7 protein-coding genes are annotated in these 9,472 nt (G+C 46.6%); 4 read left to right on the forward strand and 3 right to left on the reverse strand.

Annotated features, from left to right (window positions below; translation table 11 throughout):
• From KDD36_13420 to KDD36_13430, 3 genes are all read left to right on the forward strand, one after another.
• On the forward strand, window positions 1–1,163 hold a 1,163-nt coding region (locus KDD36_13420; protein ID MCB0397648.1), incomplete at its 5' end, for a TonB-dependent receptor.
• Window positions 1,164–1,172: 9 nt separating this feature from the next.
• Window positions 1,173–1,661: a phosphate-starvation-inducible PsiE family protein gene (locus KDD36_13425; protein ID MCB0397649.1), complete on the forward strand. Its 489-nt coding sequence runs from the start codon at window positions 1,173–1,175 to the stop codon at window positions 1,659–1,661.
• Window positions 1,662–2,381: 720 nt separating this feature from the next.
• Window positions 2,382–3,911 (forward strand): SulP family inorganic anion transporter, encoded by a 1,530-nt coding sequence (locus KDD36_13430; GenBank protein ID MCB0397650.1) that lies wholly within the window; start codon window positions 2,382–2,384, stop codon window positions 3,909–3,911.
• 3 nt (window positions 3,912–3,914) lie between these two features.
• Here the strand turns inward: KDD36_13430 and KDD36_13435 are convergent, their stop codons facing one another.
• From KDD36_13435 to KDD36_13445, 3 genes are all read right to left on the reverse strand, one after another.
• A complete protein-coding gene (locus tag KDD36_13435; protein ID MCB0397651.1) occupies window positions 3,915–4,799 on the reverse strand; it encodes a cation transporter in 885 nt (294 codons plus the stop codon).
• A 366-nt stretch (window positions 4,800–5,165) separates the two neighbouring features.
• Complete coding sequence (locus KDD36_13440) at window positions 5,166–8,120, reverse strand: T9SS type A sorting domain-containing protein (protein ID MCB0397652.1); 2,955 nt, start codon at window positions 8,118–8,120, stop codon at window positions 5,166–5,168.
• A gap of 41 nt (window positions 8,121–8,161) precedes the next feature.
• A complete protein-coding gene (locus KDD36_13445) occupies window positions 8,162–8,956 on the reverse strand; it encodes a hypothetical protein (protein MCB0397653.1) in 795 nt (264 codons plus the stop codon).
• 232 nt (window positions 8,957–9,188) lie between these two features.
• Here KDD36_13445 and KDD36_13450 point away from each other — a divergent pair.
• A partial coding sequence (locus KDD36_13450; GenBank protein MCB0397654.1) for a PadR family transcriptional regulator occupies window positions 9,189–9,472 on the forward strand: 284 nt, incomplete at its 3' end.

Here is a 9,472-nt window from a genome sequence, read left to right on the forward strand (position 1 = left end):
CAACAATGGTTTATGAAGACCGTTCCGCCCAATGGAAATCATCCATCCATTATTACCTGAGCAAAAAATTCAGTCAGCGACACCAGGTACGTATCGGCTGGATCGGTAGTCAACCCGGTCTTGATTTTGATGAGGTGACCCTCGACAGCGGAAGCTACCGGCCATTGAGAAGTTTCCAGGGCAGGACCTATCTCTCACAAACGTATGTACAATGGAAGTACAGGATCACCGATGTGATGGTAATCACACCCGGCCTGCACTGGCAACACCTGACTCTCAACAACAATTCCAGCATTGAACCCCGGATAGGTTTCCGGTGGCAGATGAATGAGAAACATACCCTGAGTGCAGGATACGGCATGCACAGTCAATTACAGATGTACGACATCTATTTTTACGAAACGCCCGTCGGACCGGGGAAAACCGTGCTCACCAATAAAAACCTCGGCTTCAGTAAAAGTCATCAATGGGTCGTTGGGCATAATTTTGCGTTTAGCCGGAAGCTGCGACTGCGTACCGAAATCTACCTTCAAAAGTTGTACAACATTCCGGTGCGAAATGATGGTTCCGGTTCATTCTCCGTCCTCAACCTGGGATCGGAATTCAATGGACTACCCGATGTCGACAGCCTGGCAAACAATGGGAAAGGCACCAACTACGGACTGGAGATTACCCTGGAGCGTTTCTTCAACAAAGGCTTTTATTATCTGGGAACGTTGTCTCTTTTCCGGTCGGAATATGTCGCAGCTGACGACATCAAACGGTCTTCTGCCTACGATGGGCGGTACGTGATCAACTTGTTGGTGGGAAAAGAATTTAACCTCGGCAAACACAAAGTCCTTTCGGTGGATGCACGCGTAACACGGTCCGGAGGAAAACCATACACCCCGTTGGATCTTCAGGCATCCCTGAATGCCGGGGGTGCGGTATTCGATGATTCAAAAGCTTATACGGAACGATTTCCGGATTACTTCAGAACGGACCTGAACCTCAGCTTTCGCATCAATGCCAAAAAGGTAACACACGAATGGGCTTTTGATGTACAGAATATCCTCAACAGCAAAAATATTCTGTTGCTGAATTATGACAGCAGCACCAACCAGGCATTTTACGAATACCAGCTGGGGTTCTTCCCGGTCTTCCAATACCGCATGATGTTCTAAATCCATTGTATGACCAACCCTTCCACCCCGCACAACCCGCACGATCCAAAGCATTCGCCGATACTTCAGCGGATCATCTCAAGCTTCCAACGGACAGAAACGATTATCTCCATCATCCTTTCTACGTTGATTGTTGTGATCGTGATCACGGCGCTGCTTCGTGTGGTGGTGAATGCCTACAACCTCATTCTGGTTGATTTCTTTTCACCTGAAAAAATAGAGTTCGAAGACTACACCGGGGTATTTGGAAAGATCATGACACTGTTGATCTCCCTTGAGTTCATGAACTCCATTCTACGGGTGGTCAAAACGCATGATATAAAAAGGCTCGCTACGGACGTAGTACTCATTGCAGCTCTGGCCTTGTGCAGAAAGCTCATTATTCTGGACTATCATGGTTACGAGGCGCTTCACATTTTCTCATTTGGTTTCATACTCATGTCCCTCGCCATCTTTTACTTTCTGGTGATCGGGCGAAGACAACGTGCCAGACGTTAGCTGTTGACGCGTTGACCACTTAGCTTCTGAAATCATATTGGGTTTGCCGGAATGTTAATACCAGGGCGTTGGGCGAAGGTTGTACCTTCGTCCGATTATGTTCAAAGCATTCTGCTTTGGTATAATATACTGAGCCGATTCCTCAGCTGGTAGCCATTTCAGCTGAGATAAGGGAGGTAGCTTAAAGCTACAGGATAGGCAGACGAAGGTACAACCTTCGCCTAACCCCGAACCGTCGGGTCTGCCTCGCCTTACAAACAGGGAAGCCAAATCTGTAGTCACGGCGAATCATACATACCACCGGTTCATTTTCTTAAGTGGTCAACGCATTAGTTATTAATTATTTGAAATTAGATACATTATTCGCCATCGGCTTTTATTTACAGTTCTTCCAGGGAAGCGGATTCTGCGCAATCGCTAACACGGGCGTCAGAATACCCAGTAGCATGACGTTTAATTTCCAGTATCCAATCAGATATCTCATTCTATCAAACGATTTAAGCGGGCATGACCCAAGAAGATTGCATTTCAATTCAACACCGGATCATTGTAAAAATAGCAGTTAAATTCTTTCCTTTGCAGCCGATAAGGGGGATTCATATTCCTTCTGCCATCGGTAAACGGTGGTGTACTACGAATGTAGGCGTTGTTTATGTGTTTGTTGGTTGGCTTTCTCTGAATTTTATTCCGATGATGTCTTGCCATTTGAATGAAACAAGAATGAGGAAGTATCTTAATCTTTTTAACCATTCACAAAAGTTAGATTACAAAACCGAGATTCTATCCGGTTTAACCGTTGCACTGGCACTGGTGCCGGAAGCTGTTGCCTTCGCTTTAATCGCCGGACTGTCACCCCTTACCGGTTTGTATGCTGCGGTAGTGATGGGATTTGTGACTTCCGTTTTGGGAGGCCGCCCCGGAATGATCAGCGGAGCTACGGGTGCCGTGGCTGTCGTATTGGTTGCCCTTGCCAGGAGTCATGGCGTGGAGTATATCTTTGCCACGGTAGTCCTCGCGGGCGTGATACAAATGTCCGCAGGTTTTCTGCGGCTTGGCAAACTGATTCGCCTGGTGCCTCACCCTGTCATCTTCGGTTTTGTCAATGGCCTGGCCATCATCATCTTCATGTCGCAACTGGATCAGTTCAAGGATGCCAACGGTGAATGGTTAACAGGAAAACCCCTGTATACTTTATTGAACCTCGTCCTGCTTACGATTTTTATCATTTGGGGACTCCCCAAACTTACCAGGGTCATTCCTGCCTCACTAGCTGCTATCCTGGTCATCTTCGGACTGGTATATTCCCTCGAAATAGACACCAGAACGGTAGGAGATATCGCCTCCATCCAAGGTGGTTTTCCTCCATTTCATATACCGGCTATTCCATTTACTCCGGAAACCTTCACACTCATTCTTCCTTATGCAGCCATTGTTGCAGGTGTAGGCCTGATTGAAAGTCTGCTGACCTTGAACATAGTTGACGAGATCACGGAGACCAGGGGCAGCGGAAACAAAGAAGCCGTAGCCCAGGGTGCCGCCAATATTTTGTCTGGATTACTTTCGGGGATGGGTGGTTGTGCGATGATCGGACAAAGCCTGATCAATGTTTCAAACGGTGCCAGGGCACGACTGTCCGGCATAGTTGCATCTGTCATGCTGCTGGTGTTTGTGATGTTCGGATCCGGATTAATTGAAAAAGTTCCCATGGCAGCGTTGACCGGGCTCATGATCATGGTGGCCATCGGAACCTTTGAATGGGCCAGCCTGAGAACATTTACCCGTTTCCCGAAGTCTGATATTTTTGTGATGGTTATGGTCACAGTAGTTACTGCGGTTCTTCACAACCTGGCTTTGGCAGTTATCATCGGGGTGATTATCTCTGCGCTGGTGTTTGCCTGGGACAATGCCAAGCGGATCCGCGCCAGGAAGTCGCTGGATGAAAATGGCGTCAAGCACTATGAAATTTATGGGCCCCTGTTCTTCGGATCGGTTACCGCATTTAATGAAAAATTTGATGTATTAAATGATCCTGAGGAGGTGATCATTGACTTTGCCGAAAGCCGTGTGGTAGACATGTCGGCCATTGAAGCGTTGAACAAGATCACTGAACGCTATCTCAAGGTAGGTAAGAGTGTGCATCTTAAACACCTCAGTCCCGATTGCAGGAAACTTCTTAAGAATGCGGAGGAAGTGATTGATGTGAATGTACTGGAAGATCCGAAGTACAAGATTGTGACCGATAAACTGTAAGCGTCAGAGCTGATCCGTAAGCGTATCAGGTTCGATGTGGATCAGGACCTGCCCGAGGTTAGGGATCTCGTTACGCAAGTGATCCTGAAGTTTGTGCGCAATATCATGCCCTTCTTTCACGGTTATATTGGCATCGACTGTAGCGTGAAGGTCCACATAATAACGCATTCCGGCCTTTCGCACAAAGCATTTCTCCGTATCCAGAATTCCCTTGACAGCCATGGACCTTTCCCTGATTTCTGTGATCAGTTCATCATAACGATGTTCATCCATCACCTCCCCCAGTGCGGGACGGAAGATCCGATAACTGTTATACAGGATAAACAGCGCGCTGAGCAAAGCCGCCCAGTCGTCTGCCATTTCATAACCATCTCCCATTAGAACAGCCACCGTGATACCGATGAATGCCATCACGGAAGTTATGGCATCGCTTCGGTGATGCCAGGCATCGGCTCTCAGAGCACTGCTGTGGGTTTCCCTGCTTCTTTTAACAACCACCTGGAAAGAGATCTCCTTCCAAAGAATGATGCAACCCAACACAATGAGCGTCCACGACTCCGGCGGGGTATCAGGACTTTGTATATTCAGGATGCTTTCATAGGCGATGACTGTGGCAGAGACCACCAAAAAGGCCACGACAAGAAAAGTGATCAACGGCTCTATCTTACCATGTCCGTACGGATGATTATCGTCCGCCGGCTTTCTTGCATATTTGAGCCCCATCATAACCAACAGGGATGCGAAAACATCGGTGGTTGACTCGATAGCATCAGCGATGAGCGCATAAGAGTTCCCGAAGAACCCTGCAAGTCCTTTGATAAGTACCAGACCTATGTTTCCGACAATGCTGAAATAGGTGGTTCGTATGGCGCGGTCTTCCATGTCCATTTCCAAAGCGAAAGTAGCGACTTATTTTGTCACTTGCGGTTGAAAGCAACCGGTAATCACCCGGACAATCAGAACATGGATGCGTCAGCCCGGAAAAGTGAAATCAACGTGATCGTATCTGAGTAGAAATTCGCTGTAAACAAAATAGAACAGAGACCGGGGAGGTACCGGTCTCTGTTTTCTACTCACGCATGCCTTCAGACATCAAAGCTTCATTCTTCAATCACTCAGTTTCATGCATCCATTACCTAATCCCTAAGTTACCAGGATGTCGGAAACGCGCTTTCCACCAGCTTCCCGTCTTCAAGCAACGACCTCCATTTCTTTTGATTTGACATTTGTTGAGAAGATCATTCGCTTCAACCCTCAACGCACGATCACCTTCTTTGTGACCAATCGGTCTTCTATTTGAATCTTCACGATATAAAGTCCGGCCGGTTTGTCTGATATGTCAACCTCCAGTGTGTTCTGCACACATTCGTTCATACTAAAAACAGCACTTCCTTTCATATCGTAGATCACAACATTCTTTTCATCCTGTTCCATGAATGAAAGTGTAAATACACCGTTGCTGGGATTGGGCATGATCAGGACACCTTCCTCCTCTTCCTCCTCGTCATCAACATTCTGAATAACCTCCAACATGTTATTGGGCTTTACTTCATAGGAATTACCGGGACCACTGCAACCGTGTATGTATCCCAGGAACATGGCGCCGGTCGATGCATCCGCAATAAAATTAGGATTCAGGATAATGGATTCGGCAGCACGAAAGATTGTCTTGCCTGGTGCGATGCTCGTATTGGTTGCTGTGAACTTCATAGCCAGGATATAACCCGGTACAATCGGGTTATTGCTGCTGGTAAAGTCCATCGAACTTAAATCCGGACATTTTAAACCAGACTTCCATATACCCCTGCCATAAGTTCCTGCCCTGAGTGAGTTTGTTGCGTAATTCACTTCCAACTGAACTGCCGGAACCGTTGGCATTCCGGTTGAAAAGAGCGTCCACTGGTCTGCCCAATGCGCTGTTCTATAATACACATGCTTATTGGTAGCCAGGTATAATCCGTCGTTGGTCTGATAATCCATGATCATGGAATATCCCAATTCATCCGGAGGCAGGCCTGTGCTGTAGTTGGTCCAATTAGCACCGTCATACCTGAGTACAAAAATTTCGGGGTGATGAGGTACATTCAGCATCACGTAAACAACATTTTTATTCCATGGGCTGGTGGCTATTTCAACAAAATCAATTCCCCTGACGTCTTCTACTGAGGTTATCCCCAGGTTAGCCCATACCGGCGTAATGTTCTCCCATTGCGGGTGCGTTCCGGTGGCATCGGTATAGGCGTCCAAGTTATGGAAGTTCCAGCAATCATCCAGATTGTTTCCGATGTATTTGATGACCGAGGGTGTTGCCGGACAACCATCTCCACCCTGATCTCCGTTGATGAGGATATGCAGACTATTAGGAGTTTCGGGAGAGAAGGACATCCCCTTGACCAGGCCTTCCGATTTGATTTCCCATGCACCGGTGTAACAGGATGGTCCCCAGATCAGACCAGGCTGCATAAGCCAGGGTTCGATCTTAAGAATAAACGTGTTGCTTACCGGATCAAACTGGCTAATTCCCTTCTTTGATTTGGCATGAAAGATTCGTCCCGGACGATAAGGGTCCTGATAAAACTGCCGGTATCTGAACCCACCTCCACCGTCATCCCCTTCTACGGCACCCTGTTCAAAAGTATTGCCCGGTGCAGGTCTGTAAAACTTCTTCGCACTCCCTATGGTTTGGCCACCATCAAGAGACACATGGTACATTGCATTCCATACGGTAGCATCCAGAAACATCCTGTCCTTATCATATTTATCAATCAGTGTTCCGTCATTCTCCCATGTTTCGTGGGTGTATCTGTTCTTACCGGTAGCAGCATCATAAATATCCGAGTTTACGATATCGTGACCGCCTACCGCGTAGATGTCCGGGTCATGCTCGGAACCTGAAAATCCCCGCACCAGTGCTACATCAATACCATAATTCATAGGTTCGAAATAAAGCTGACCTGCCACCGGAGCATTCGGAGGCACTCCATTTATAAAGGGGGAGCCTAACACCGATTTCGCGATTCCGGCATCATTGGCCAGATACATTTCCGTAGTGCCATTATATGTATCAATGACGATATCATGATAATCGTCGTGTAAATATCCCCACCTGGTATGATAACGATGGAATATGGTCGCGGTGATTTTTGATGATGGTACATGAAGGAAGTTGAAATAAACACCTCCAAACCAAACGCCTTTGTTGATGTTATCATAGGCGACAGCCATTCTGGTGGGAGAACCATGTCCGACATAGCTGTTCGGTGTGAGGTTGGCATATGCCGACAAAACACCGGTTGTCATATTCTTTTTAAATGAATGTATATAAGATGTCCCTGAGCTAAAGTTGGAGGCATTGGATCCCAACGTCAATGTAAAAAACTGAACATCCCCGGACGCCTCCATAGGCGCCATGCATAACCTGGCGACCGACAATGAGTATGGTGTGCTAAAGTTTGAAGACAGGTTTGTAAAGGTCGGAGACAATGCCCCGGCATTTGTGCACTCCTTGATCATCGGTGTGCCGGTAGGAAACAAATCCGTATAAACGTGCACTCCGTAACCAGTTGAACCGGCGATATAGGCATTATAACCTCCGGAGGGAACATTCGGTATGAACAACATATTCTCAACCCAGTCCTGGGCAGTGGGAACGGCCGACCAGGATTGCCCCCCGTTCATGGAATGAAATAACCCCCGGGAAGTGCACACAAATAAGATCTGATGGTTGACCGGAAAAGCGGCAATACTCTTAATACAAAACGGAACATTTCCTGTATTTTCCAATTCACCCAGACTGGTCCAGACCTTCGTTTGAAAATTATATTTGTACACGGCTTTGGAGTATAGCCTGTACTCATCATAATTATCTCCGTACCGGCTGTTCTGAAACAGATCACCGACAATCACCTCTGCACTGCTGACAAAAGTAACGGCCGAAACGCCGTTGGTATTCATCGGAAGGATATCAACATTGGTCCAGGTTGTACCTCTGTCCATACTTTCCCACAACCCACCATACCACCCCGACGCAAACATGTGCAGCTGATTGTAAGGATCGATGGTGATGTTATTAAGTTGAGAGGTTTCAAATTTATTATCGGCGGCCTGGTTCTCAGACCGGGGCCCCACAAACTGCCAATCGCCTTGCGACCAGGCAATCTGGGTGCTTAAAGCCACCACGATGGCCAGTATATATTTTATCTTTTTCATGAGAAAACAGCGTGTTAATATGCGATATGAAACAGGTGGGATTACTCATTCTCCATTTTCTCAATTCTCTTTGCGAGCTCGGTGTTTTCCTTTTTCAGCTGGATAATATATAACGACAGCTCCTCAATCTTTGACAGCAAGGTGGCATCCATTTTCGCCAGATCTATTCCTTCTGACACAACATCTTTTGCGGAAGGCACATTGGGCAGATGCTGATGTTCTTTTACGTATGCATCCAATTCTTCAATGGACTTCATTTTGTAGTCGGCAGCAAAGACATAATCCGCCCAATCAGATGTTGTGGATACGGCTACTTTCACTTTCTCCGTCAGAATGCCTTTTTCAACGTACAGCCGGTAATCACCCGGATTTCCTACGTTTCCTATCATCACCTTACCATTATTCTCCCACTTCAAAACGACTTTTTCCGTCCCGTTAAACATTGTGGCAAGCGCACCTCCGGCATAGCCAAAAACCACCGGCCCGTCTATATACTTGGTTCCAAAATCATACTTAAATGCAATGCCATGGTAAACATCCGTACCTCCCCTGAGATAGAGTGCTGCATTGTGTACCCTGATGTTGCCATTCACATGAAGCATTTCCGTAGGATTATTCACACCGATCCCAACAAATCCATTGGAACTTTGCAGTCTCATGCGCTCCAAACCATTTGCTTTAAATATGATATCTTTTAATGTACTGGTGCTGGAGGATCCTACATAAGAGGTACTGGGATAATTATTGGACGAGGTGGTTACCTGTGAATAAGAGGAAAAAGAAAGGCTGACGAATAACCCGGTTATAACGGCAGCAAAGTGAATTGGACTTTTCATGAGGATTGGTTTTTGAGTTGTTTAATTCCGCAAATGAAGTGAGGTAAAATGCGGAAAGAAACCTCAAACCCATACATGGTAAAAATCCGATAACAGATGGTCTGATATTTAAATGAATGGTGATACGAAGGGCAAAACCTTACGGTCCTTATATACTGACATATCACATTTAACATTTTTTTAAGGTACTATGTATTGCATAGTACCTTATTGTTTGTATATTTGTCCCATGATCAACATCGAGAACACCAAAGCGCAAATGAGAAAGGGGATACTGGAATTCTGTATCCTGTCCCTGGTCTCGGAGGATGATGCCTACGCTTCAGACATCATCGAGCGCCTCAAACAGTCCAGGCTGATCGTGGTAGAGGGTACCCTCTACCCGCTCCTGACAAGGCTAAAGAATGCCGGCCTGCTCAGCTACCGGTGGGAGGAATCCACCTCCGGGCCTCCCAGAAAATATTATAAGCTCACACCCGTGGGCAAACAATTTCTAAAAGAACTCAACACAACCTG

This window comes from Flavobacteriales bacterium (assembly GCA_020435415.1).
Classification (GTDB): domain Bacteria; phylum Bacteroidota; class Bacteroidia; order JACJYZ01; family JACJYZ01; genus JACJYZ01.

What these genes read in the sequence shown, in the direction of transcription:
- KDD36_13425 (MCB0397649.1), top strand. Translation starts at nt 1,173, where the DNA reads ATGACCAACCCTTCCACCCCGCACAACCCGCACGATCCAAAGCATTCG.
- KDD36_13430 (MCB0397650.1), top strand. Translation starts at nt 2,382, where the DNA reads ATGAGGAAGTATCTTAATCTTTTTAACCATTCACAAAAGTTAGATTAC.
- KDD36_13435 (MCB0397651.1), bottom strand. Translation starts at nt 4,799, where the DNA reads ATGGACATGGAAGACCGCGCCATACGAACCACCTATTTCAGCATTGTC.
- KDD36_13440 (MCB0397652.1), bottom strand. Translation starts at nt 8,120, where the DNA reads ATGAAAAAGATAAAATATATACTGGCCATCGTGGTGGCTTTAAGCACC.
- KDD36_13445 (MCB0397653.1), bottom strand. Translation starts at nt 8,956, where the DNA reads ATGAAAAGTCCAATTCACTTTGCTGCCGTTATAACCGGGTTATTCGTC.